This is a genomic window from Flavobacterium keumense, from assembly GCF_029866485.1.
Taxonomy (GTDB): Bacteria; Bacteroidota; Bacteroidia; order Flavobacteriales; family Flavobacteriaceae; genus Flavobacterium; species Flavobacterium keumense.
The window spans coordinates 1,360,034-1,385,262 of the sequence record NZ_CP092332.1 but is presented as its reverse complement, the minus strand read 5'-3'; the positions used below and the strand labels follow the sequence as shown (position 1 = coordinate 1,385,262).

Here is a 25,229-nt window from a genome sequence, read left to right as displayed (position 1 = left end):
ACAAAAACAAAAAACATTTAACTTATTGATAATCAAAAAATAACAAATTAGTTTATATGGTTTTTTAAACCTACCTTTGCACCAAATTTTAAAACTTTATATGAACAAATTTGAACAATTAGGTCTGAATGAGTCGCTACTGCTGGCGATCAAAGATCTAGGATTTGAGAATCCGTCAGAAGTGCAAGAAAAAGCGATTCCAGTACTATTGGAACAAAACACAGACTTAGTAGCTTTAGCACAAACAGGTACAGGGAAAACGGCAGCTTTCGGTTTTCCGCTTATTCAAAAAATTGATGCTGAAGACAGAAGTACGCAAGCGTTAATTTTATCACCAACGCGTGAGCTATGCTTACAAATCACCAACGAGATTAAACAATACTCAAAATACGTAAAAGGGTTACACACAGTGGCAGTTTATGGTGGTGCAAGCATTACAGAACAAGCCCGAGAAATTAAACGTGGAGCACAAATTATTGTGGCTACTCCAGGTAGAATGCAAGACATGATTAATAGAGGTCTTGTAAACATTAAAAACATCAATTTCTGTATTCTTGACGAAGCAGATGAGATGTTGAACATGGGCTTTTATGAAGACATCGTATCGATTTTATCCGATACTCCAGATGAGAAAAACACTTGGTTATTCTCCGCAACAATGCCGGCTGAAGTAGCGCGAATTGCTAAAAAATTCATGGCAGATCCTGCTGAAATCACTGTTGGACACAAAAATTCAGGATCAGCTACGGTATCTCACGAATTTTACTTAGTTAATGCTCGTGATCGTTACGAAGCATTAAAACGTTTGGCCGATGCTAATCCAGACATCTTTTCGGTTGTTTTTTGTAGAACCAAGCGTGATACACAAGCTGTGGCTGAAAAATTAATTGAAGATGGATATAGTGCTGCTGCGCTACACGGAGATTTATCTCAAGCACAACGTGATGGCGTAATGAAATCGTTTAGAGGGCGCCAAATTCAAATGTTAGTAGCTACCGATGTAGCTGCTCGTGGAATTGATGTGGACAACGTAACCCACGTAGTCAACTATCAATTGCCTGACGAAATCGAAACCTATAACCACCGTTCTGGGCGTACTGGGCGTGCGGGAAAATTAGGAACTTCGATTGTTATTGTAACGAAAAGTGAATTGCGTAAGATTTCTTCTATCGAAAGAATCATCAAACAAAAATTTGAAGAAAAAACTATTCCTTCTGGAATTGAAATCTGCGAAATCCAATTATTACATTTAGCAAACAAAATCAAAGATACCGAAGTAGATCACGAAATTGACAACTACCTTCCGGCTATCAACGAAGTTCTAGAAGGATTATCTAAAGAAGAGTTAATCAAAAAAATGGTATCGGTAGAATTTAATCGTTTCATTAACTACTACAAGAAAAATCGAGACCTTTCTACACAATCTGCTGGTTCAGACCGAAGAGAAAGAGATGGAGCTTCAAGAGAACATAACAATGGTGGAGCTACTCGTTATTTTATAAACATTGGTGCAAGAGATGATTTTGATTGGATGCAATTGAAAGATTTCTTGAAAGAAACTTTAGAGCTAGGTCGTGATGATGTTTTCAAAGTAGATGTAAAAGAAGGATTCTCTTTCTTTAATACCGATGCTGAACATACAGATAAAGTGATGGAAGTACTTAACGGATACAACTTAAACGGAAGACGAATCAATGTAGAAATCTCTAAAAATGATGGTGGCGGAAGACGTGATCACAATGGTAGAAATTCAGGTGGATTTGGCGGCAGAAGTTCGGGTCCAAGAAGAGAAGGAAACTTTGCTCCAAGACGTGAAGGAGGATTTAGAAGCGAAAGAGGTTCGGCTCCAAGAAGAGGAGAAGGAAGAGAAAGCAGAGTTTCTGAAAGAGCACCAAGACGTTCTGAAAGCTTTGGCGATTCGTCAAGACCAAGAAGATCAAGAAGAGATTAACTAGTATTGTTAATTTTCTTATAATTATAGAAAAACTACAAAATATTCCCAACTGATTTATTACTTTTAAAGTCTTAAATCAGTTTATGAAATATTTTGTAGTTTTCTTTTTTATACTGCTTTCCGTACATCTTAGTGCACAAGAAGTAGAACCCTCCCAAAAAGTATCGGGAATTATTGTCAATGACAATACAAATGAACCTCTATCTAATGTTAACATTATCAATCTGAATAAGGTCCGTGGTGCTACATCGGATGCCAATGGGCGATTTGAAATCAGCGTACAAGTAAACGATACACTACACTTTACAATTTTAGGATTTCAACCGCTACGAGTTAGGGTAACCAATGACTGGATTAAAAATAAAAGTACCCGAATTCAATTGACCGAAAAAGCCATTGCTTTAGAAGAAGTTATCATTCGTCCTTTTAACTTAACTGGTTATCTTGAGGTGGATTCTAAATTAATTCCTACCAAAGAAAATTTCCGTTACAGCATTTCTGGTTTAACCCAAGGCTACGAAGCTGGAGAATATTCTCCCAATGCCTTTGGACGTGTCATGGGTTCTATATTTAATCCGGCTGATATGTTATACAATTTCTTCGGAAAAAAGCCTAAAGAGCTCAAGAAACTGAAAGAAATGAAAAAAGATGATACGGTTAGAAAACTTTTAGAATCCAAATACGATAGAGAAACAGTTACCGCTCTTTTAGGAATTGACACCAAAGAAATTTCGGAAATTTTACAACGTTGCAATTACTCGGAATCTTTTATCCAAACAGCAAACGATTTACAAATACTAGACGCCATAAGCGGTTGTTATGAAGAATATAAAGTTTTGAAAAAGAAATAATAACCCAACACTAAAACTACTCCCTCTCCCAATTCTTATGAAATTAAATAATCTTTTTATTTTAGTGCTGATCAATTTAAGCTCCTATTCAATTGCGCAATTAAAACCTTTAAATGTAACATTCTACTATCCTAAAGATTCTACTACCTTCAATCATGATTTTTTAAACGAACTAGACTATCAGTACGAAAGAGAAAAATTTGGAAAAACCACAATGATTATCCATTGTGAATCTGAAGTAGGTCATTTTGAATTTATTTTTAAAAAGAAAATTTTAAGTTTAGAACATTTTGGCGGGGACAGTACCAATGTGTATGGAATAAATGGTAAAATCACAAAAGAATACAACGAACCTTTTACTATTTCAAAGCATAACCTATACGCTTTTGTACTATTACATGATCACGGTGGAATTATCGAAAAAATTAAATTTCAGGATTTTGGCAATGAGGTCTATTGGCCTGAATTTGATTATTCTAACTGCTTTATAAGCGATGAAAACAAGGATGGTATTCCTGAATTTTATCTGACTTATTTAGGTGAAAGTGATGGTTTGGATCCTAAACCGTACAAACAAATTATTTACACCTATTTTAAAAACAGTCTAAAAAAAGAATTTATCAAATCCAAAGCAACTGCCTTTTATCCTGCTGGAAATCCAGAAAATACTTATCAAATTGAATACGATTCAAATTGGAAAAAATTCCCTAAATCCATTCAAAATAAAAGCATTTTAGTTCTCAAAAAACATCGAGAAAAATACAATTAAAAACACAAAGCCTCATCTATAAAACAGATGAGGCTTTGTGTTTCTTCTTTATAATAATTACTTCACTGGAATAGAAGCTAAAATCTCCACTAAAAATTTCCAAAATTTCTGAGCCGAAGAAATACTCGCTCTTTCGTCAGGGGAATGCGCACCGTGAATGGTTGGTCCAAAAGAAATCATATCCATTTCAGGATAATTAGCTCCTAAAATACCACACTCTAAACCAGCGTGACAAGCGACTACTTTGGCCTTTTCATTATTTTGTTTTTCATAAATTGAAGTCAGTACATCTAATATTTCTGATTTAGCATTTGGTGTCCAACCTGGATACGAACCCGAAAATTCCACTTCACAGCCCATTAGTTCAAAAGCTGAACGCAAGGCGTTAGCCAAATCCATTTTGGCCGATTCCACAGAAGAACGTGTTAGACATTGCACCGAAAGTTGGCCATTACCTAAAACTACTTTTGCAATATTATTTGACGTTTCTACCAAATTATCAAAATCGGCACTCATGCGATATACACCATTATGAGCGGTGTACATTGCGCGAACAAAATAAAATTGGGCAATAGAAGGCATGACTTTTGCCGGAGCTGTATCTAGTTTTTCGAAAACAATATCCAAATTAGGTTCAGTACTTTGTAATTCCAATTTAATTTCATTCACGATTTGCTGCATGTCAAATACAAAAGCCTCATCATATACCTCTGCAATAGTAACTTGTGCCACACTTTCACGAGGAATAGCATTACGCAAACTTCCTCCCTGGATGGAAGCTATTTGCAATCCAAAATTATCAAAACCATCAAACAACAAGCGATTCATAATTTTGTTAGCATTCCCTAATCCTTTATGAATATCCATTCCTGAATGGCCACCATTTAACCCTTTAACAGTAATCGTATATCCTACAGAACCTTCTGGCGTTGGCTCTTCATCATATTCAGCCGTAGCTGTCACATCAATTCCGCCTGCGCAACCAATGTCGATTTCATCATCTTCTTCAGTATCTAAATTTAAAAGGATTTGCCCTTGTAAAATTCCACCTTTTAAGTTCAAAGCGCCAGTCATTCCTGTTTCTTCATCAATAGTAAATAAGGCTTCAATAGCGGGATGCGGAATATCTTTACTCTCCAAAATTGCCATAATTGCAGCAACACCAAGTCCATTGTCTGCACCCAAAGTTGTACCACGAGCACGAACCCAATCGCCATCCACATACATATCAATTCCTTGGGTATCAAAATCAAAAACAGTAGCTGCATTTTTCTGATGTACCATATCCAAATGCCCTTGAAGCACCACTGGCTTTCTATTTTCCATTCCCGGAGTCGCAGGCTTTCGTATAATTACATTGCGAATATCGTCTTCAAAGGTTTCCAATCCTAATTGGTTTCCAAAGTCTTTCATAAAGGCAATAACTCGTTCTTCTTTCTTAGAAGGGCGCGGTACCGCATTCAAATTAGCAAATTGATTCCAAAGTACTTTAGGTTCTAAATTGCGTATTTCTTGGCTCATATAGTGTATTCTTTTTTAAGTATCAAACGAGCAAAGTTACAAAGTTTAAATTCGTTATGAATTGATATTGTGATTATATTTACATCGTAAAATACATTTTGTGAAACGCCAAAATCTACTTTCCTATTTTCTTTTGATTCAAATCATTTTGATTCCATTTCTTGGTCTTTTCCATGAAATGGTGGAACGATGGTACAGTAACGGACTCTATCCAATCATTTCAAAATCACTTCGAATGCTATTTGGGAACATTCCTTTTTCAGTTGGAGATCTGCTGTATTTTGTATTGATTGTATTCGGGATAAAATGGATTTGGACCAATCGAAAGTCTTGGAATACCCATTGGAAAAATAATATACTAAAAATAGTAAGTTGTTTTTCAGTGATTTATTTTGCGTTTCATTTGCTTTGGGGTTTTAATTATCATCGCCAACCTCTTTTTGAGAAAATGAAAATTGAACGGGACTACACTGATGCCGATTTATTGCTTTTCACCAAAAAATTAATTGCTAAAACGAATGCTATTCAGTTGGAAATAACACAAAATAAAAATTCGAAAATTGTATTTCCGTATTCGCAAGAACAAGTTTTTACAATGAATTTGAATGGTTATCGAACACTTGCAAACGAATATCCTTTTTTCAATTATTCTGAACTAAGCGCTAAAAAATCACTCTTTAGCTTGCCACTAACCTATATGGGTTTTGGTGGCTATTTGAATCCGTTTACCAATGAAGCCCAAGTGAACTACTTACTACCAATGTACCACTCGCCTACTACAAGTTGTCACGAAATGGCACACCAAATGGGTTATGCCAGCGAAAGTGAATGCAATTTTATCGGATTTATGGCATCGGTAAAAAACAAGGACTTGTATTTTAAATACTCCGGATATAGTTTCGCTTTGCGGTATTCTTTAGCCAATTGGCAAGTACGAAATAAAGCTGTTTACAAGCAATTAGTCCAAACTGTTCATCCCGGTATTTTACAAAATTATAAAGAGAGCAATGACTTTTGGAAAGCTTATGAAACTCCAATCGAAACAGGATTCCATTTGTTTTATGATACTTTTTTAAAATGGAACCAACAAAAAGACGGAATGGAAGGCTATAGTAAATTTGTGAACTTAATGGTCAATTATTACAAAAACAAACCCTTGTGAAATTAACAATGTCAAAAATCAAATTCAATATCAATTGCAAAAATTAAATGCAAAAATTGCGTCTTTGCGTCTTTGCGGTGAAATGATGTAACATAATCCCAAAATATACTACTAACCCCAATATGAAATCGGACTTAGAACACTCTTTTGTACAGCAACTGCGAGAGAATCAGAATATAATCCACAAAATATGTAGATTGTATACTGAGGATGAAGACGCGCACAAAGATTTGTTCCAAGAAATTACAATTCAGCTTTGGAAAGCCTATCCTAAGTTTAGAGGCGACAGTAAATTTTCAACTTGGGCGTATCGTGTTGCTTTGAATACTGCCATTACTCTATACCGAAAGACGAAGCGTTCCATAAACACAGTAGGCTATGAAGGCAATTCTCACTTTGTCCCCGAAGTTCAATACAATTACGAAGAAGAAGAACAACTCAAATTATTATACCAAGCCGTTTACCAATTGAATGACATAGAAAAAGCCCTCATTTTTATGTATTTGGAAGACAAAGATTACACTGAAATTGCCGAAACCTTAGGGATTAGCGAAGTGAATGCTAGAGTAAAGATGAACCGAATTAAAGGAAAATTAAAAAAACTATTAAATCCTAAAGGAATATGAAAGAGCTGGATTTACTAAAGAAAGACTGGCAAAAGAATGCAACTTCTTTTGAACAATTGAGCGAAAAAGATATTTATGCAATGATTCACAAAAAATCATCTTCAGTAGTGAAGTGGATTTTAATTGTGAGCATTTTAGAATTTGTTATTTTGAATGGGATCGGATTGTTATTAAGTGATGATAGAATGAAAGCTATAAATAGTAATCACCCTTACTTGCATATTGTTGACATTACAAATTATATCGTAATAACAAGTTTTATTTTTCTATTCTATAAGAACTATAAAACGATTTCTTCACTTGATTCATCCAAAAAACTAATAACTGGCATTTTACGAACAAGAAAAATTGTAACGTATTATATCTTTTGGAATATTATTATTGGTGGAATTGTGGGTGTTTACACTGGGATTGCCTCATTTAATGACGGATATAATTCGGCTAACCCATCACAATACAAAAAAGTATTAGATGAAAATAACTTTTTAGCTATTGGATTTATAATGATTGTTACTATGTTAGGAATTTGGTTGTTCTACAAACTTCTTTACGGCAATTTCCTAAAGAAATTAAAAGACAATTACGAAGAACTTCAAAAAATAGAATCATAAAAAAAGAGGCAATTGCCTCTTTTTTATACTAACATTCCCAATTTCGTAGCGAATTTAAACGTTCTTGCTCTTCGATCTCTTCAGCTGGAATTACTTTCAAGAAAGAAGGATGCTGCTCAATTGCATATTCTACTTTTTCAACAATTTCGTCAATGGTATCGTTTTCATAATCAATTGCTAAAGGTTCTTTGATGATAAATGATTGTAAGATGCCTTTCTTTTTCATTCGCAATCCTTTTTTATCAAATGAGCGTCTAAAGCCATCAATTACAATAGGCACTACAATTGGTTTATGCTGCTTAATAATATGTGCTGTACCTTTTCGAACTGGTTTAAAAGATTTGGTAGTGCCTTGTGGAAATGTAATTACCCAACCGTCAGCTAACGCAATTTTTATATTCTCCGTATCGTTTGGATTCACTTCTCTTTTCTCGGTCACATCAACCCCTTTAGATCGCCAAGTACGCTCTACAGTAATAGCGCCTACATACGCCAAAATTCTAGGTAATAAGCCTGCTTGCATGGTTTCTTTTGCAGCGACATAATAAATATTCATTTTAGGTTGCCATAAATACCCTACATTTTTAATGGAATCGGTACGACCACTCAAACTCGCATTGAACACATGAAACATCGCCACTACATCAGCAAAATAGGTTTGATGATTGGAAATAAATAAAACATTGGTATCTGGCAAGCTCTTAATTATTTCAGAACCTTCTATTTGCAATTCGTTAAATCCTCTGTAACGCCTGTGAGTCAAACATCCTAAAACTCGGATGAGCCACTTTTTAATAAATAGGATATGACCAAAAGGATTTCTCTTTAACAATCCCATAAATAAATTGTATTTTTAAATATTTAAAAAAAACAAACATACAAAATTTATTTTTGGGTGCAAATGAACCACTAGCCAGAAAAAATTATGAATTAAAAGCACTCACAAAGACTTCTTTCAACTCACTCAACATCATCGCAGTAGCTCCCCAAACAATATGACTTTCTATTTCAAAAGCAGGAACGTCAATTGAATTTGCATACGAAGTTTGCATCTGAGTAGTTACAATTAGGGTGTCACTCAAAAAAGTAGCTAACGGAAGTTCAATAATTTCTGCGACTTCTAAAGGATCTGGGCTAAATGTGATTTCTTCACTGCAAATTCCTAAATAAGGATACACCATAAAATTACTCGGCGGAATATACACTTCCGTAAATGACTTTACAATCTCAATTTTATCAGGATGAATGCCCACTTCTTCATACGTTTCTCGAATTGCAGTAGCTGCAAAATTCGCATCCTCTTTTTCGTACTTGCCCCCTGGGAAAGCGATTTGGGCAGAATGCACGCCTTTATACGAATTGCGAACAATCAAAACTAAATGAGTGAGTCCATTTTTTGGATAACACAGCATCAATACCGCAGCAGTTCTTGGATTTTTGTTTGCAAAAGAGGGGTTTTCCAAATTAGCCAAACGTTCCAAAGGAGCCATTTTAGCATGCGCTGCCGTTGCAGGGAGATTGGCTACAATTAATTTAGGAACAAACTGTAAAAATTCTTGAAAATCCATAATCAAAACCTATTTTTGCAGGAACAAACAACATATAAATATAGTTTAGAAAAAGCAAGTACGCAAACTTTCTGGTACCAAAACAAAAACCTATGTACAGTAAAGAGGAAGCTCAACGATTGAAACGCGAATTTTGGATTGCCTTCGCCGAAAAATATCCTAGAAAATGGCTGTTGTATGATACCAAAATCAAAGATTTTGCATTTAAATTTTATGTTGACAATAAAAAAGCACAAGTCCTTATCGACATTGAACCTCGCAACGACGAAAAGCGAATCGCCTACTTTGAAAAATTAGAAACTCTAAAAAACATTCTAGAAGAAGAGTTTGTATCTGATTTGGTTTTTGAAAAAAATTACTATTTGGAAAACGGTAAAACTATAAGCCGAATTTGGGTAGAACAAAACGGAGTAAGCGTTAGTAATCGGAATTATTGGGATACCATTTTTGACTTTTTCAACGAAAAAATGACCGCTCTAGAATTGTTTTATGCCGAATACGACGAATTCATTAAGGATATTGAAATCGCTAGTTAGTTTATATTAAATATATTGTACACTATAATTTGGTCACCGTAATTGATATATAACTGTTTCCTATTATCTTGTTTTTTTCTCACAATAAGTGATAGTGTACAATCCACTCCATCATTGTCTTTACAAATAAAACTATACACAATATCGGTTTCATTCTCAGTAACAGGGATATATTCCACAATTTCAAACAATTGAATCACTTGAGAATAAATCACAATTCTATTCTTATTGGTATCCAAAGAAACCATCATTTTTGACAATTCTAAATCAGACCAATTACCCCATTTTCCTTTTTCATTTTTTTCTAATACACTAAATCCAGAAGTACTAAATTGGTACACCTGCCCATAGGATTGTTGCCATCCTAGACTTAGGAAAAGAAAAAATAGATATCCAATTATTTTATTCATTCGTTAGAATTTAAAATGTCCATTGTGCGCACTCTTTTTGTGCCAATTGAAATTCAGTAATGATGTTTTCAAAAATTGTACTAACGGGTTGAATTTCATGAATCAAACCTGCAATTTGACCAATCTCCAATTCGCCATCGTCCAAATCGCCTTCAAACATACCTCTTTTTGCTCTAGCTCGACCTAACAATTGGATTAATTCTTCTTTGGTAGCGCCTTTAGCATACAATTCTTGTACTTCTTGGTAAAATTTATTCTTAATCAAACGAACAGGAGCCAATTCTTTGAGAGTCAATTGGGTGTCTCCTTCTTTGGCAGTAATAACCGTATTTTTAAAATTATCGTGAGCCGAAGACTCCACCGAAGCTACAAAACGACTACCCATTTGTACTCCATCAGCACCTAGCACCATAGCAGCAAGCATTCCTCTACCGGTAGCAATTCCTCCAGCAGCAATCAGTGGAATTGTAATTTTTTCCTTGATCATCGGGATCAAAGTAAGTGTAGTAGTTTCTTCTCTACCATTGTGTCCTCCCGCTTCAAATCCTTCTGCTACCACAGCATCTACACCCGCATCTTGAGCCTTTAGGGCAAAAGTAGAGCTACTCACTACATGCACAATCGTTATACCATTTTCTTTCAAATAAGGCGTCCACGTTTTGGGATTTCCTGCCGAAGTAAAAACAATTTTTACTCCTTCATCAACGATAATTTTAAAAATTTCTTCCACATTAGGATACAACATCGGTACATTTACCCCAAAAGGTTTTGAGGTAGCTTTTTGGCATTTCCGAATATGTTCTCTCAATACTTCAGGATACATAGAACCCGCACCAATTAATCCTAAACCACCCGCATTACTCACAGCACTGGCTAATTTATAGCCACTGTTCCAAATCATTCCTCCTTGAATAATGGGATATTTAATGTTAAAAAGAGCTGTTATTCTATTCATACCAAATTATTTTTTAATGATTTTACCCGACTTAGAAAATCCTTCTGATTCGAATGTATAAAAATAAATTCCTTTTGGCAAATCGGCTACAGAAAGTGTAACAAATCGATTAGCCACTTCTTGTGATTTTATTTTTTGTCCCAAAATAGAGTAAATGCCTATGGTTCCAATAGTTTTATTTTCTGGCAAATTAAATTGGATCACATCTGCACTGGGGTTGGGATACACTACAAAATCGTCTTTGGTCAATTGTCCATTGGCTAAAGCCAAACTAAAATCGGGTATTCCATAGCCAAATTGAGTATTTGGGCTACCATATCGATCCGCTGAAGCTTGAACCAATTGTCTAATTTCTTGATTGGTTTTATTTGGAAAAGCTTGCCAAAAACTAGCTATCATTCCCGCCAAAATAGGTCCTGAAAACGAGGTTCCACTGGCCGTGACTATATTCCCATACTCATCTGAAAGCACTGCCGCTTGACCTTGCGCCATAACATTGGGCTTGACCCTACCATCATAAGAAGGTCCAATTGAACTAAAACTGGCCAATACTTTTGAAGCGGTAACTGCACCCACTGCAATTACATCCGTTGCTTCTGCGGGTGCACCTACATGTGGTTCTAAAGTACCACCTTCATTCCCTGCCGATGCCACTACAATCATCCCTCTTGAAAAAGCAATATTAGCACCTTTAGAAATGAAATTTGTATTTCCCGACATATCAGCATAAGTGTGACTATAATTCGGATTGTCATAACCAAAATAACCTAAAGAAGTATTGATTACATCCACACCTAAACTATCAGCTTTCTCAGCAGCTTCCACCCAAAGTGATTCCTCAATGGGATTTTCAGAAGCGGTGTCTTCTGTAATAAACAAATAATAAGACGCATCGGGAGCAGTTCCCACCAAAGCGTTCTCTTTGTAGCCACCCATACTGGAAAGTACCATAGTGCCATGATGATTTCCAGAATAATAATTAGCAGAACGATGTACAAAATCATAACCTCCTAGAATTTTATTATGATCTCGTAAGCGTTGAAAAGGTTGCGCAGTATTCACCCCTGGAAAACCCGCATCCATAATGGCAATAATTTTATCTGAAGCCGTATAATTTTGTTGATGTAAAACTTGCCCATTTAGCATCTGGATTTGATTAGCCGAAGAGCCATAAGCAAAATCGACTTGTGTTTCCAATTTATTGCTAACGGCCTTAAGTTTTGCAGTACTAATCAATTTAGCTGTTGGATTTAACGAACGATTCGCAAATACTACTTTTTCAACAACTGCAAGATTTTTTAAAGCATTGATTGCAGTAACTGTGCCTCGAACATGCAAGGCATTCAACCATTTGGACTGAGCTTTTACCGTAATTCCGTTAGCGGATTTAATTTGGTTGATGTATAATTTAGGAATAGGGACATCTTTAGAGTCCAAAGGAATGTTTTGTCTGACTCTTCTATCTAAAGCTCTTTGCGAAAGCATTTGCAAAGGCGCATCAAAATACGTTTGTGTATTGGGTTTGGCAGTAAAATAAACCCAAGCATCTTCTTGTGAAAATCCTACTGAAGTGGTTAGCAATAAAAGAAATAGACAGACGATTCTCATAGATGACTTCTTTAACCATTCTAACGCAATTATTTTAAATTGGGTATACTAAACTAAGAAATTACTCCAGAACCCACTAATTCCTCTCCTAAATGCCAAGCTACAAATTGTCCTTCGGTAATCGCCGACTGCGGTTCTTCAAAAGCGACATACATACCAGTTTCAAATTGGTACAAAGTGGCTTTTTGTAACGGTTGTCGGTAACGAATACGCGCCATTACTTCCATCGATTCGCCTTTGGCTAAAGCCAAATCAGTACGAACCCAATGCAATTCTGAATTAGCAATAAATAACGCTTTTCTAAACAATCCTGGATGTTGGCTCGTCAAACCTGTATAAATGGTATTCGTTTCGACATCAGTTGCAATGATAAATAAAGGATCGATTGTTCCTCCTACATTGAGTCCCTTGCGTTGCCCGATGGTAAAATAATGAGCGCCTTGGTGTTTTCCCACTACTTTTCCCATTTCAGGAGTATATTTAATTTTAGTCGATTCAAATGCCAAACGTTCTTCTAACGAAAGTCCTTCGGGCTGAATGGACTGATACACGGGATGATTCTTGTCAATTTGAACAATCACACCTTCTTTTGGCTGTAATTTTTGTTGTAAAAATTCAGGCAAACGTACTTTGCCAATGAAACACAACCCTTGAGAATCTTTCTTTTCGGCAGTAATTAAATCCATCTCCGCCGCAATTTCACGCACTTCAGGTTTGGTTAAATTTCCGATAGGAAATAAGGCTTTTGCCAATTGTTCTTGCGATAACTGACATAAAAAATAAGATTGATCTTTATTAGTATCGGCACCAGCTTTCAATTGATAAACAGTTGTACCGTCCACCTCTATTTCACTTTTTTGACAATAATGTCCCGTAGCTACATAATCGGCATCCAGACTTAAAGCGATTTTCATGAAAACGTCAAACTTGATTTCGCGATTACACAATACATCGGGATTTGGAGTGCGTCCTTTTTCGTATTCATTGAACATGTAGTCCACGATTTTTTCTTTGTATTGTTCGCTTAAATCAACCGTTTGAAATGGAATTCCTAGTTTTTCAGCTACTAAAAGCGCATCGTTACTATCCTCTAACCACGGACATTCATTAGAAATAGTCACCGAGTCATCGTGCCAGTTTTTCATAAAAAGCCCAATCACTTCATAGCCTTGCTGCTGTAATAAATACGCAGCAACACTTGAATCAACACCTCCTGAAAGACCAACAACTACACGTTTCATTTCTAATTAATTAGGATTAAATGAGATGCAAAGTTACGAAACATTTGCTTGAATTGATTTTATTTAGTTGAGGAGATTTTCGATTTTTGAGACAAATCTGTACTGGATTTTTTAACCAATTTACCGTTTTCCAAAACTTCCCAAATTCCTGTTTTTAACCCTTTGGTAAACATTCCTTTTGCAACAACAGTTCCACTATCATTTCTAAAAATAGCTAATCCGTCGTACTCGTTATTCTTAAAGAACGATTCTTCTAAAACAATCCCACTTTCGGTATACTTTTTATAAGCACCTTGCTTTAGGTTATTCACGTAATTAATTTGTTCGGCTATTTTTCCATTAAGAAAATACACCGTTCGTACACCTTCTAATTTGCCGTTTTTGTAATTTTCAGTTGTCATTACAGCTGGTGAAGCATAATGATAGTATTTCCACTCCCCTTCAAAAAGTTTGTTGACTACTCTTCCTTCGCTCACTTTGTTTTTATTTTGATCATAAAAAATAGTGTAAGCCGAATTGTCTTTGGGGTTAAATTCACGCGTGGCAATCACATCTCCTTTTTGAGTGTCATCAAAAAATTGAAACACACCCACTTCTTTTCCATGTTCAAAAGTCCCTTGATAACGAGGTCTTTTTGATTCTTCATACACGCCTTTCCAAAGGCCGTGTTTCAATCCTTTAGCATCTAGCTTATTGTACTCATTTTGAGCGTGTAAAACGCTAAAAAGGAGGGATACTAAAAATACTATTATACTTCTCATATTTTATTATACTACGGAATTATTATACTGAAAATTAGTGTTGCAAAAAAAATCCCGAAATGAATCGAGATTTTTTTGAAATTATTTTTTGTTGCGTTGCGCTTTCTGAGCTTCGGCTTGTTCCATTGCTTCTTGCAGTTTTTGTTGGAACTTACTTGGTTTCTTTGGCGCTTTCAATTTATTCTCTTCAATTTGAGCGTGAATTTTATCACTATCAATAAAATACTTTTTAATTACAATCATAATTCCGATAGTAATCAAGTTCGAGATAAAGTTATACAAACTCAATCCCGCTCCATAACTATTAAAGAAAATCAACATCATCAATGGCGAAATATAGATCATGTATTTCATCATCTTAGCCATATCAGGCATCCCTTCTTGCTGTGGCGCTGCCATTTGTTGGTCACCTGAAGTCATTTTCATGTAGAAGAAAATTGCAATCGCGGCTAATATTGGAAATAAACTAATATGATCGCCATACAATGGAATTCGGAATGGCAATTGTACTACTTCGTCAAACGAAGATAAATCGTCTGCCCAAAGGAAACTTTTTTGGCGTAACTCTATAGCTGATGGGAAGAATTGAAACGAAGCATACATAAACGGCAACTGAATCAAGGCTGGAATACAACCTGCCATCGGATTTACTCCCGCTTTGTTGTATAGCTTCATCGTTTCTTGTTGTTTCTTCATTGGATCTTTTTTGAATTTTTCACCCAATTCAGTAATCTCAGGACGCAGTACTTTCATTTTAGCTTGAGACAAAAATGACTTAAACGTAATTGGCGACATGGCAATTTTAATCAAAATCGTAAACACGATAATTGCAATACCTAACCCTAAAAACGAACTAATAAAACCAAATAACGGTATAAAAATAAATTTATTAATCCACCCAAAAATTCCCCAACCTAGTGGAATAATTTTCTCTAAATTTTTATCGTATTTTTTTAATGTTTTATAATCTGATGGTCCAAAATACCAATTCATTTTATAATCCAATTCACCATTTGTGAAAGCCAAAGGCACATACGCCTTAAATTGTTTGGTAAAAGTAGTATCTACTGCTTCATCATTTACTAAGTTAGTCGAATGTAATTTTGAGGTAGCAAAGGGTGTATTAGTTAATAAAATAGAGCTGAAGAAATGTTGTTTAAAAGCGATATAATTCACTTTCTCAGGAGTTTCCTCTTTGTCCTTTCCCTGACCTACATAATCAATTTTGTCGCCTTCATACTCAAAATATATTTCTGCGTAACGGTTTTCATATGAAATACTCTTTTCATTTCTAAAAGTTTTCATATCCAATTCCAAATCCAAAGGTTTAGCGGTATTTAACACCTGATTCAATCCTTGGGAGCGCAAGTCAAACCCAACCATATAATCGTTTGGTTTCAAAATGTATTTGTATTCCAAATATTCATTAGCTCCTGCTTTCAATTTCATAGAAAGAATTTGATCTTCTCCTAACTTTGATAGACTAGGTTCAAAATACAAATCTTTGGTATTCAAGGCTCTGTTATCTCTTGTTTGTAATGTAAGATTCAAATTAGCATTATTATTTTTAATCAACTCGACTAACTGACCCGAACCTTTTTTAAATTTTTCGTATTTCTTTAGCACTGCCTCAACGATAAATCCTCCTTTGTTGGCAATTTTCAATCGTACCAAATCATTTTCAATAGTTGTGAAATTGTTTTTAGCAGAAGGCAATGTTGCTGAATAGGCAAAATTTCCTAAGTTTTTTTGCAATTGAGCCAATTGAGTTGAATCACCAGTAGTAGCAACAGCTACAGCAGCTTTTTCAATTGATTTTTGAGCTAATTCTTGAGCCTTAGCCGCCTTGGCAACCAATTCTTTTTTCGCTTTCTCAGCAGCTATTACTTTTGGATCAGGTTGATTTTGATACATAATCCAAATCAAGATTCCGAAAATCAATACAAAACCAATTATCGAATTCAGGTCTAATTTTTTTTCTTCCATTATACTTTTAAAATAGTTATTGTTTTTAAGAAACGGGGTTCAATTATTTTTTCTTTGCTTTTACTGCCGCTGCCACAAAATTTACGAAAATAGGATGTGGATTAGCTACTGTACTTTTATACTCGGGGTGGTATTGTACTCCAATAAAAAATGGATGATCTTCAATTTCTACAATTTCTACCAATCTGGTTTGTGGATTCGTTCCAGAAGCTAGCAATCCTGCTTTTTGCAATTGATCTAAATACGCACTATTGTATTCATAACGGTGACGGTGGCGTTCTGAAATAGAAGTTGTTCCGTAAATTTGATGAGCTAAAGTACCAGCTTTAATATCACAATTCCAAGCACCTAAACGCATTGTACCTCCTTTATCTGTAACTGTTTTTTGCTCTTCCATCAAGTTAACCACAGGATGAGGCGTTTTATCGTTCATTTCGGTCGAATTAGCATCTGTAAGTCCTAATACATTTCTTGAGTATTCAATTACTGACATCTGCATTCCCAAACAAATTCCGAAAAATGGAATTTTATTTTCACGCACATAGCGCACCGTTTCAATTTTTCCTTCAATACCCCTTTCACCAAAACCAGGCGCTACCAAAACAGCGTCCAATCCTGCTAATTTTTCTTTAACATTCAAGGCATCAATATATTCCGAATGAAGAGAAACTACATTAACTTTGGTTTCGTTAGCTGCTCCTGCGTGAATGAAGGCCTCCAAAATAGATTTGTAACAATCCTGCATTTCTACATATTTCCCAACCAAACCTATATTCACAATATGTTTTGGACTTTTTAATCGCTTCAAAAACGTATTCCAATTTTTTAAATCGGGAGCCGCTTTCTTAGGTAAATCTAATTTCTTCAAAGCCACAACATCCAATCCTTCTTCTAACATTAAGTTAGGCACTTCATAGATAGTAGAAGCATCAATCGATTGAATCACAGCTTCTCTTTTTACGTTACAAAACAAAGCTAATTTATTGCGAATTTCGTCCGAAATCTCATGTTCTGTTCTACACACCAAGATGTCTGCTTTGATTCCGCTTTCCATCAACGTTTTCACCGAGTGTTGCGTTGGTTTTGTTTTTAACTCTCCGGCTGCAGCCAAATACGGCACCAAAGTCAAATGAACTACGATTCCGTTATTTTCACCCAATTCCCAAACTAATTGACGCACTGATTCGATATAAGGCAACGACTCAATATCACCCACAGTTCCACCAATTTCAGTTATGACAATGTCGTAATCACCTGACTTACCAAGCAATTGCATTCTGTCTTTAATTTCATTAGTAATATGAGGAACCACCTGAACCGTTTTTCCTAAAAATTCTCCTCTACGTTCTTTTTCAATTACCGAAAGATAGATTCTACCAGTGGTTACATTATTCGCTTGAGAAGTGGGTACATTCAAGAAACGCTCGTAGTGTCCTAAATCCAAATCCGTTTCTGCACCATCATCCGTCACATAACACTCTCCATGCTCATAAGGATTTAGCGTTCCTGGGTCCACATTGATATAAGGATCGAACTTTTGAATGGTCGTTCTATATCCTCTTGCTTGTAATAATTTCGCCAAAGATGCCGCTATAATCCCCTTCCCTAAAGAAGAAGTTACACCGCCAGTAACAAAAATATATTTCGTTTGATTCATTCTGATTTAGTTTGTATTGTAGTTGTGTAAAAAACGTCGCAAAAATACAATTATAAATTGAGAAAATGCGAATTTAAAAAGGTGAAATTATGAAATTTTAAATTTGCATTAGACCTATTTATAAATCGATAATTTTATAGATTTTTACTCCTTAAATGGTTTTGAATACTGCTTTTTAATATTGCGAATTAAATCTTCTAAGCCGTTCAGTTTTAATTCATAAACCAACTGCAATTGCTGCCCTAATTCCCCTTTAGGAAAACCTTTGTTATTATACCAAACCACGTAATATTCCGGCAAATCAATCAAATGCCAACCTTCGTATTTCCCAAAAGGCATTTTGGTATGCGCTAGTTTAATGAGTTGTTTTTGATCGTTTTCCATATTGGTTTTACTTTGCCTCTTTAACTGTCATATCAGTATCGTAATACAAAATATACAATCCTTTGTTAGCATAACCTCCCGTTTCATTTTTAAAATAATCAAACCTACTCTCTACTTGTTCGGTTACTTGGTTAGAGGCACTCTCTAAAAAACTACTCGCTTGTGACAACCGCTTCAAAGCATCAAAAGTCACATCAAAACCTCGAGTAGCAAAAGTATTTGGCGTTACTTTATTTTTGAGTTTGTAATTTTTTTCAAAAACGGTAGCTTCTAGACTATTGTTTTCTCGCGTCATTGATGGATACAATAATTTTAGTTTTATCAAATCAGAAAACTCAATTTCGTCAGTTTCCAAAGTTTCATTAGGCTCCAAAATCACCAATTGGATTGCACAATCTTTTAGCTTTGATAAAAGCAGTTTTAAGGTTGCCTTAATCAAAACCGTACTTTCCGTCTCTAGCACAACATAATTTATTCTGTCTTTTTGCAATTTACTCGACAAACTTTCCGGAATTAATGCTCCCATCTCAGTTAAATTGACTAATCGAACATCTTTTTGAGTGTCTTGAATGTATTTTTTAACCGATACTTTCTTCTTATCCACCACTGCAATGACGTTTCCGTTTTTGGAACGCATAAAATCAAAAATAGCGGAACGAAGTAACGAAGGAGATGTAATCGTTTGAAACAAATTAGGATATGATTTTCCTATTTCTTTTGACAATGGTGAAATGACCGCTACTTGATTTGCACTTAACAGTTCAGCTGTTTTCTCTACATTCGATTGATAAAAAGGTCCTATGATTGCATTGTAATTTTCCAAATGATGGTCTGCAATAAGTTTGGTTACATTAGAATTACTTTTAGTTTCTTCTGAGTCAAAAATACTGACATCTACCTTGATTCCGAGTTGTTTAGCCGAGTCAATCGCCATTAATGCGCCCGAATAAAAATCCAAAGTCATGTTCAAAAACTTGTCTTTTTTTAAACGATTTACTACCGAATTAACAGTGTCGTTTTGTACTCTATTCAAATTAAAAGGCAATAACAAACCCAGTTTCTTTGTTTGATTTACCGAAGGTTTTTCTAACTGTAAGTTAACACTCTGATTTTGAGTTGTAGGGATTTCTTGCGCGCTAATTACATTAGCAAACAAAAGAGCAACACTACATATTTTGAAAAAACAGTTCATTTTATTTTGTTTTAAAACAATTCCTTAATAACAATCGAACGGTATCAAATTTATAACAAAATCTGATACCGTTTCAATTACAACTTTCAATTTAAGTGCTAATTATTCCCACTCGATTGTGGCAGGTGGTTTTGAACTAATATCATATACCACACGGTTCACTCCTTTTACTTTATTAATAATTTCATTCGAAATTTTCATCAAGAAATCATACGGCAAATGTACCCAATCTGCCGTCATACCATCAGTAGATTCTACAGCACGAAGCGCCACTACTTTTTCGTACGTACGCTCATCGCCCATTACTCCGACACTATTTACAGGCAATAAGATAGCTCCCGCTTGCCAAACCTTATCGTACAATCCCCAAGATTTCAATCCTTCAATAAAAACCGAATCTACATCTTGTAAAATTTGCACTTTCTCTGGTGTAATATCCCCTAAGATTCGGATAGATAATCCTGGTCCTGGGAAAGGATGTCTTCCTAATAATTCTGGATCAATTCCTAAAGTAGCCCCAACTCTTCGTACCTCATCTTTGAAAAGCATACGCAAAGGTTCTACAATTTGTAATTTCATATAATCTGGCAATCCACCCACATTATGGTGTGATTTAATCGTTGCTGAAGGTCCTTTTACTGAAACCGACTCGATTACATCTGGATAAATTGTTCCTTGTGCCAACCATTTTACATCTTCAATCAAATGCGACTCGTCATCAAAAACTTCGATAAATACACGTCCGATGATTTTACGTTTGGTTTCTGGATCACTCACTCCTGCCAATTCAGCCAAGAAACGATCGCCAGCATCTACTCCTTTTACGTTCAATCCCATTCCTTTGTACTGATTCAATACATTTTGGAATTCGTTTTTACGAAGTAAACCGTTATTAACAAAAATACAATACAAATTTTGACCAATTGCTTGGTTCAATAAAACCGCTGCAACCGTTGAATCTACTCCACCTGAAAGACCTAAAACTACTTTATCATCTTGTAGTTTTTCTTTCAGTTCGGCTACCATATCTGTAACAAAAGCATTAGGAGTAAAGTTTTGAGGTACCTCTGCAATGTTAACCAAAAAGTTTTCTAACATTTTTGTTCCTTCTGTCGAATGGAATACTTCTGGGTGGTATTGAATCGCATAGGTTGTTTCACCTTCAATTCGATATGCTGCAAATTCTACATCGTGTGTACTAGCTAATTTAACTCCATTAGTAGGTAATGCCTTAATACTATCACTATGACTCATCCAAACTTGGCTGTTGGGAGAAATTCCTTGAAAGAAAACTTCATCTTCTTTAATAAAAGACAAATTGGCTCTTCCATATTCTCTGGTGTTAGAAGCAGCAACTTCTCCACCACTAAAGTGGGCTAAATATTGCGCTCCATAACACACCGCTAACATCGGTAATTTACCTCTGATTTGAGACAAATCAGGATGTGGCGCATCTTCTGAACGAACAGAAAAAGGGCTTCCACCTAAAATTACGGCTTTGTATGGGGATAAATCTGTTGGGAAATTGTTGTAAGGAAAAATTTCGCAGAATATATTTAATTCGCGAACTCTACGCGCAATAAGCTGTGTGTATTGCGACCCGAAATCTAAAATAAGTACGTTGTGTTGCATGCGCAAAAATACTTTTTAAATTCGGAATTGAAAAATGGATTTTGAAAAAAATATTTTTTTATTCTTTAACTAATAAAATCGTTGCTTTAAAGCCTGTGCCAAGGTTCCATTGGCTTGCATTAATTAAGCTACCTTTATCATCATACACCCTGAATTCAGCCGTATTAGGCCCCGATGTTCCTTGATTTAACGCTTCGAAATCAATTTTATTAAACCCTTTTTCCAATACAATTTCAAAACCTTTAAACACCCCTTCAAGCACCACTTGAGATTCAATTACCTTATCATTCAAATACACCCTAATAATGTCACCATCAACATATTCAGCATCTCTGTAAAGGACTTTTGCTTTTTCGGATTTAGTTTTAAAATCACCAAGATTTTGATTTCTACGGTACACAATCGCACCAGGATCTTCGTCTTTTTTATTTAAACGTGCTTCCACTTCGGCTCCCGGTTTAATAAATTCATTTTTTTGAATCATCGAAAAAGTTTTCGACTGACCTAATTGAAAACTTTTTGACTGAGTTGGCTTAGTAAACTGAGCTTCTGGACTATTAAAAACATTAGGAGCCTTAATAGATGGAATATCAGAATTAGAAGGTATTACTTTTTTAGGTTCGGGAGCTTTTTTGGGAGCTATCGGAAACTTGGCCGCAGGAATTGCCTTGAACTTAGCACTAAACTCACTCTGAGCCTGTCCTTGCCATATACATCCTATAATTGCAATAAATACTACTAATTGTTTCATTGTAAACCCGTACCTAAAACTTGCACTTCACAAAAGTAACATAAATCTCTTTCATGATTACCGCATTAGAAATTTCTTAACAAAATACCCTTCAAAATTTCTAACAAATCATTTTAAAACATCGCATAATCTAACCATTTTTATCTTAAAACTAGCCCTATTATTAGTCGCATTATCGTAAATTGCAACACTTAAATTAAGCATTAAAACTATCAAAATGAAAAGAGAAAATATCTTGACAGGCTCACCATGGGAAGACAAAATGGGATATTGTCGTGCTGTTCGCATTGGGAATATCATTGAAGTATCTGGAACTGTTGCTATTGTCGATGGCGAAAAAGTAAAAGCTGACGACGCACATGCACAAACTTTAAATATTTTAGAACGTGTAGAAAAAGTATTAGAAGACTTAAATGTAAGCATGAAAGACGTCATTCGTACTCGTATTTTCACTACTGACATCAACTCTTTTGAAGCCGTTGCAACAGCTCACGCTACTTTTTTCAAAGACATTAAACCTACTACTGGTTTTTATGAAATCAGCAAATTAGTGGCTCCTGAATATTTGGTAGAAATTGAATTTACAGCAGTAGTTGCTGAAAAATAAGAATATATCTTCCAAAAAAATAGCGCCGTAACTAATTTGGTTACGGCTTTTTTTTATGCCGTTATTCAATGATTACTGAATTTAAACTATTTTTGAACCACATTTCATTCACTAAACCCGAATATGAACCTACCAAAAACATTTCATCTTTCTCTACAATGGCTGATTATTTGTGCTTTGATAGGATTGTTTTCAGGTTCGGCATCTGCTTTCTTTTTAGTGGCATTAGAGTGGGTCACTCAAATTAGAGAACATCACGCTTGGATCATTTGGTTATTGCCAATCGGAGGTTTGATCATTGGTTTGTTATACCATTATTATGGTGCTTCGGTAGTCAAAGGCAACAATTTACTTTTAGAAGAATATGAAAATCCACAGCAACCCATTCCTTTCAAAATGGCGCCTTTGGTACTTATTGGCACTTTAATCACACATTTGGGTGGAGGTTCAGCGGGTCGAGAAGGCACCGCAGTACAAATGGGTGGCGCTATTGCCGACCAATTTTCGAACTGGTTTCAACTAGACAAAAACGACCGAAAAACCATTCTTATTTTAGGAATTAGCGCAGGGTTTGCTTCTGTTTTCGGTACGCCTTTAGCGGGTGCTTTGTTTGCTTTGGAGGTGATGTACTTCAGTAAAATCAACCTTAAAAGTGTGATTTTGTCTTTTGCCGTGGCTTATGCTGCTTATTACACGGTGGAATTTTGGCAAGTACAACACACGCATTACAGTATTGCTACCCTTCCTGAAATGAATGGAATCCATTTGCTTTGGACTATCGGAGTAGGAATTCTTTTTGGCTTAGCCGCCTTGTTATTTTCCAGAACAACTCATTTTTGGAGTCGATTATTTTCAAGACACATTCCATATTCACCGATTCGGCCTCTAATTGGCGGAACTGTTTTAGCGGTAATCCTTTTTTTCATCGGAACGACTAAATACATTGGTTTAGGCGTTCCCGAAATCGTGAAAGCCTTTTCAACTCCGAACGAGTCCTATGATTTTCTCTTAAAAATACTCTTTACAGGTTTTACATTGGGCGCTGGTTTTAAAGGAGGCGAAGTAACGCCACTTTTCTTTGTGGGAGCTACCTTAGGAAGTGCTTTGTCTGTTATAGTCCCTCTACCAATCGCATTGTTAGCAGGCATGGGATTTGTTGCCGTTTTTTCTGGAGCTACACACACTCCTATTGCTTGCACGGTTATGGGAATGGAATTGTTCGGAATTGAAGGTGGTATTTTTATAGGAATTGCTTGTTTATCAGCTTATTTTGCTTCGGGTTCTATTGGAATATATCATTCGCAAATTGTGAAAGGACCTAAATACCATTTGTACCAAAAAATAAATCGCTTTCGATTGGATCTTTTCTAAACATGTGAAAATTAGGTTAATTATTTAAATGATTTTTCGTTTAAATTAAAAAAATGTAATTTCGCAATCTATGAAAAAACAAGACATTCAAGCGATTCAGGAACTATTAGCTACTCCTAAAAAAATTGCAATAATTCCACACCGCGGACCCGATGGAGATGCCATGGGTTCTACCCTAGGTTTGTACCATTTTTTACTTAAAAACAACCACCAACCTACTGTGATTTCCCCCAACGAAATGCCTCATTTTTTAGAGTGGCTTCCGGGAGCTAACACCGTAAAAATATACGAAAAAGACAAAGCTTGTTGTACCCAAATTTTAGAAGAAGCCGAAATCATTTTCACTTTAGATTTTAATGCTTTACACCGTACAGGAGAAATGGAAACGGTATTATGTACTCTCAATGTGCCTTTCATCATGATTGATCACCATCAATTTCCTGATGATTATGCTACCTATACCTACTCTGACACTAATTTTGGTTCTACTTGCGAAATGTTGTACAACTTCATTTCTTATTTAGGCAAGAAAGCAGACATTGACGAAAACATTGGAACCTGTATTTATACTGGAATTTTGACTGATTCAGGTTCGTTTCGTTTCCCAAAAACCACCGGAACCACGCACCGAATCATTGCTGATCTAATTGATTTAGGAGTAAAAAACACCGTGATTCCTACCTTACTTTTTGACAATAGTTCATTTGGACGTTTGCAAATTTTAGGTCGTGCCTTGCAAAACATGAAGGTGTATACCGAGCATAAAACAGCTTACACCTATTTGACACAAGACGAGTTGGATTCATTTGACCACGTTAAAGGCGATACTGAAGGTATTGTCAATTACGGATTGAGCATTAAAGGAATTATTTTTACAGCGATTTTCATCGAAAATAAAGAAGAAAAAATCATTAAAATATCGTTCCGTTCACAAGGTGATTTTGATGTCAATCAATTTGCCAGAGACCATTTCAACGGAGGAGGCCATATCAATGCTGCTGGAGGAAAATCCGAAACCTCGATGGAAGATACCATTCAGAAATTTGAAGATTTAGTCAAAAACTTACCCATCTAAA

General features: G+C 35.5%; 24 protein-coding genes. 10 read left to right on the top strand and 14 right to left on the bottom strand.

The features are described 5' to 3' along the window. Window positions 1-100: 100 nt before the first annotated feature. The 3 genes from MG292_RS06070 to MG292_RS06060 all read left to right on the top strand — a co-directional run bounded on the left by MG292_RS06070 (window position 101) and on the right by MG292_RS06060 (window position 3,574). Complete coding sequence (locus tag MG292_RS06070; protein WP_264533608.1) at window positions 101-1,951, top strand: DEAD/DEAH box helicase; 1,851 nt, start codon at window positions 101-103, stop codon at window positions 1,949-1,951. 86 nt (window positions 1,952-2,037) lie between these two features. After that, window positions 2,038-2,805 (top strand): carboxypeptidase-like regulatory domain-containing protein, encoded by a 768-nt coding sequence (locus tag MG292_RS06065; protein WP_264533609.1) that lies wholly within the window; start codon window positions 2,038-2,040, stop codon window positions 2,803-2,805. A 37-nt stretch (window positions 2,806-2,842) separates the two neighbouring features. Beyond that, window positions 2,843-3,574, top strand: a complete 732-nt coding sequence (locus MG292_RS06060) for a hypothetical protein (RefSeq protein WP_264533610.1) — start codon at window positions 2,843-2,845, stop codon at window positions 3,572-3,574. Between the two features lie 57 nt (window positions 3,575-3,631). On the opposite strand, the gene MG292_RS06055 is transcribed toward MG292_RS06060, so the two are convergent. Beyond that, window positions 3,632-5,095 (bottom strand): aminoacyl-histidine dipeptidase, encoded by a 1,464-nt coding sequence (locus tag MG292_RS06055; protein ID WP_264533611.1) that lies wholly within the window; start codon window positions 5,093-5,095, stop codon window positions 3,632-3,634. 100 nt (window positions 5,096-5,195) lie between these two features. Here MG292_RS06055 and MG292_RS06050 point away from each other — a divergent pair, with 100 nt between their 5' ends. The 3 genes from MG292_RS06050 to MG292_RS06040 all read left to right on the top strand — a co-directional run bounded on the left by MG292_RS06050 (window position 5,196) and on the right by MG292_RS06040 (window position 7,494). Next, window positions 5,196-6,257 (top strand): DUF3810 domain-containing protein, encoded by a 1,062-nt coding sequence (locus tag MG292_RS06050; RefSeq protein WP_264533612.1) that lies wholly within the window; start codon window positions 5,196-5,198, stop codon window positions 6,255-6,257. Between the two features lie 122 nt (window positions 6,258-6,379). Next, the gene (locus MG292_RS06045) at window positions 6,380-6,883 is read left to right on the top strand and encodes an RNA polymerase sigma factor (protein ID WP_264533613.1); all 504 of its coding nucleotides are present in this window, start codon (window positions 6,380-6,382) and stop codon (window positions 6,881-6,883) included. Further along, window positions 6,880-7,494 (top strand): hypothetical protein, encoded by a 615-nt coding sequence (locus tag MG292_RS06040; protein WP_264533614.1) that lies wholly within the window; start codon window positions 6,880-6,882, stop codon window positions 7,492-7,494. Before MG292_RS06045 ends, MG292_RS06040 begins: the two co-directional genes overlap by 4 nt. 28 nt (window positions 7,495-7,522) lie before the next feature. Here MG292_RS06040 and MG292_RS06035 read toward each other — a convergent pair whose 3' ends face one another. Further along, window positions 7,523-8,332 carry a lysophospholipid acyltransferase family protein gene (locus tag MG292_RS06035; protein WP_264533615.1) on the bottom strand — a complete coding sequence of 270 codons (810 nt, stop codon included), beginning with the start codon at window positions 8,330-8,332 and terminating at the stop codon, window positions 7,523-7,525. 85 nt (window positions 8,333-8,417) lie between these two features. Beyond that, on the bottom strand, window positions 8,418-9,062 hold the full coding sequence (locus MG292_RS06030) for an NUDIX hydrolase (protein ID WP_264533616.1): 645 nt from the start codon (window positions 9,060-9,062) through the stop codon (window positions 8,418-8,420). Between the two features lie 92 nt (window positions 9,063-9,154). On the opposite strand from MG292_RS06030, the gene MG292_RS06025 reads away from it, so the two are divergent. After that, the gene (locus tag MG292_RS06025) at window positions 9,155-9,598 is read left to right on the top strand and encodes a DUF4268 domain-containing protein (RefSeq protein ID WP_264533617.1); all 444 of its coding nucleotides are present in this window, start codon (window positions 9,155-9,157) and stop codon (window positions 9,596-9,598) included. Here MG292_RS06025 and MG292_RS06020 read toward each other — a convergent pair. The 11 genes from MG292_RS06020 to MG292_RS05970 form a co-directional block, all read right to left on the bottom strand. Next, window positions 9,595-10,008 (bottom strand): hypothetical protein, encoded by a 414-nt coding sequence (locus MG292_RS06020; protein WP_264533618.1) that lies wholly within the window; start codon window positions 10,006-10,008, stop codon window positions 9,595-9,597. The genes MG292_RS06025 and MG292_RS06020 overlap by 4 nt on opposite strands. 10 nt (window positions 10,009-10,018) lie before the next feature. Next, window positions 10,019-10,963: an NAD(P)H-dependent flavin oxidoreductase gene (locus MG292_RS06015; RefSeq protein WP_264533619.1), complete on the bottom strand. Its 945-nt coding sequence runs from the start codon at window positions 10,961-10,963 to the stop codon at window positions 10,019-10,021. Window positions 10,964-10,969: 6 nt separating this feature from the next. Beyond that, a complete protein-coding gene (locus tag MG292_RS06010) occupies window positions 10,970-12,571 on the bottom strand; it encodes a S8 family serine peptidase (RefSeq protein WP_264533620.1) in 1,602 nt (533 codons plus the stop codon). A 53-nt stretch (window positions 12,572-12,624) separates the two neighbouring features. Then, window positions 12,625-13,812 (bottom strand): tRNA 2-thiouridine(34) synthase MnmA, encoded by a 1,188-nt coding sequence (gene mnmA / locus MG292_RS06005; RefSeq protein ID WP_264533621.1) that lies wholly within the window; start codon window positions 13,810-13,812, stop codon window positions 12,625-12,627. 59 nt (window positions 13,813-13,871) lie between these two features. Then, window positions 13,872-14,573, bottom strand: a complete 702-nt coding sequence (locus tag MG292_RS06000; RefSeq protein WP_264533622.1) for a toxin-antitoxin system YwqK family antitoxin — start codon at window positions 14,571-14,573, stop codon at window positions 13,872-13,874. 81 nt (window positions 14,574-14,654) lie between these two features. Further along, the gene (gene yidC / locus MG292_RS05995; RefSeq protein WP_264533623.1) at window positions 14,655-16,559 is read right to left on the bottom strand and encodes a membrane protein insertase YidC; all 1,905 of its coding nucleotides are present in this window, start codon (window positions 16,557-16,559) and stop codon (window positions 14,655-14,657) included. 43 nt (window positions 16,560-16,602) lie between these two features. Then, entirely contained in the window at window positions 16,603-18,216 is a 1,614-nt protein-coding gene (locus tag MG292_RS05990; protein WP_264533624.1) for a CTP synthase, read from the bottom strand. A gap of 144 nt (window positions 18,217-18,360) precedes the next feature. After that, window positions 18,361-18,600, bottom strand: coding sequence for a DUF3820 family protein (locus tag MG292_RS05985; RefSeq protein ID WP_264533625.1), 240 nt, complete (start codon window positions 18,598-18,600; stop codon window positions 18,361-18,363). A 7-nt stretch (window positions 18,601-18,607) separates the two neighbouring features. Next, window positions 18,608-19,792, bottom strand: a complete 1,185-nt coding sequence (locus MG292_RS05980) for an ABC transporter substrate-binding protein (protein WP_264533626.1) — start codon at window positions 19,790-19,792, stop codon at window positions 18,608-18,610. A 102-nt stretch (window positions 19,793-19,894) separates the two neighbouring features. Continuing rightward, the gene (guaA, locus tag MG292_RS05975; protein ID WP_264533627.1) at window positions 19,895-21,424 is read right to left on the bottom strand and encodes a glutamine-hydrolyzing GMP synthase; all 1,530 of its coding nucleotides are present in this window, start codon (window positions 21,422-21,424) and stop codon (window positions 19,895-19,897) included. A gap of 58 nt (window positions 21,425-21,482) precedes the next feature. Continuing rightward, window positions 21,483-22,175: a hypothetical protein gene (locus tag MG292_RS05970; RefSeq protein WP_264533628.1), complete on the bottom strand. Its 693-nt coding sequence runs from the start codon at window positions 22,173-22,175 to the stop codon at window positions 21,483-21,485. Window positions 22,176-22,392: 217 nt separating this feature from the next. Between MG292_RS05970 and MG292_RS05965 the strand changes: the two genes are divergently transcribed. The 3 genes from MG292_RS05965 to MG292_RS05955 all read left to right on the top strand — a co-directional run bounded on the left by MG292_RS05965 (window position 22,393) and on the right by MG292_RS05955 (window position 25,228). After that, on the top strand, window positions 22,393-22,782 hold the full coding sequence (locus tag MG292_RS05965; RefSeq protein WP_264533629.1) for a RidA family protein: 390 nt from the start codon (window positions 22,393-22,395) through the stop codon (window positions 22,780-22,782). A gap of 123 nt (window positions 22,783-22,905) precedes the next feature. After that, window positions 22,906-24,153, top strand: a complete 1,248-nt coding sequence (locus MG292_RS05960; protein ID WP_264533630.1) for a chloride channel protein — start codon at window positions 22,906-22,908, stop codon at window positions 24,151-24,153. Between the two features lie 70 nt (window positions 24,154-24,223). Then, window positions 24,224-25,228, top strand: a complete 1,005-nt coding sequence (locus tag MG292_RS05955) for a DHH family phosphoesterase (RefSeq protein ID WP_264533631.1) — start codon at window positions 24,224-24,226, stop codon at window positions 25,226-25,228. Window position 25,229 lies beyond the last annotated feature (1 nt).